1 protein-coding gene and 1 pseudogene are annotated in these 830 nt (G+C 73.5%); one reads left to right on the top strand and one right to left on the bottom strand.

Annotated features, from left to right (window positions below; translation table 11 throughout):
* Positions 1–261, top strand: a pseudogene (locus DEIPI_RS0107395) (quinone-dependent dihydroorotate dehydrogenase); the annotation flags it as partial.
* 52 nt (positions 262–313) lie between these two features.
* On the opposite strand, the gene DEIPI_RS29360 reads toward DEIPI_RS0107395, so the two are convergent.
* Positions 314–830: amidohydrolase family protein (locus DEIPI_RS29360; protein ID WP_045233851.1), on the bottom strand; the 517-nt coding region annotated here is incomplete at its 5' end.

Genomic DNA, 830 nt, shown 5'->3' with positions numbered 1-830 from the left:
CGGGCGCGCTCCACGGCACTCGTGGGTCAGGTCGCGCGCCTCACGGGAGGGCGCCTGCCCGTCGTCGGGTCGGGCGGGGTGTTCACCGCCGGGGACGTCTACGAGAAGATCCGCGCGGGCGCGAGCCTCGTGGAGGTCTACACCGCCCTCGTGTACGAGGGCCCCGACCTGCCCGCCCGGCTGCACCGCGAGCTGGAGCGGCTCCTCGTCCGCGACGGCTTCACGAACGTCGCGCAGGCCGTGGGCGCGGACCTGCGCTAGCCATGGAGAAGGGAGGCGGCCCCATCCGGGGCCGCCTCCCATGGAGAAGTCGTTACTCCTCGCGTGTGAAGGCGACCTCGCCGTTCACGACGGTCAGGACGGGCCAGCCGCGCAGCTTCTGTCCCGCCCAGGGGCTGAACTTCGCCTTGCTGCGGAAGCTCGCGGAGTCCACCTCGCGCTCGGTGTCGAGGTCGAGGACGGTGAGGTCGGCGGGAGCGCCGGGCTCCAGGGTGGGGGCGGGCCAGCCCATCACGCCCGCCGCGCCGCTCGTGAGGAGCGCCACGAGGCGCTCCAGGCCGAGCCGCTCGCCGAAGCGGGTGTACATGAGGGGGAAGGCCACCTCGATGCTGGGGATGCCGAAGGGCGCGTCGAGGAGGTCACGTTCCTTCTCGGCGCGGGTGTGGGGGGCGTGGTCGGTGGCGAGCGCGTCGACGGTGCCGTCGAGGAGGCCTTCCAGGAGCGCGTCGGCGTCGGCGCGGGTGCGCAGGGGCGGCGCGACCTTGTAGATCGCGTCGAAGGAGCGCAGCGCCTCGTCGGTGAGGTCGAGGTGGTGCGGGCAGACCTCGCAG

Origin of the sequence: Deinococcus pimensis DSM 21231 (assembly GCF_000519345.1) — a bacterium.
GTDB classification, from domain to species: domain Bacteria; phylum Deinococcota; class Deinococci; order Deinococcales; family Deinococcaceae; genus Deinococcus_A; species Deinococcus_A pimensis.
The sequence above is the reverse complement of the archived record's forward strand: the minus strand, read 5'-3'. Positions and strand labels throughout refer to the sequence as shown.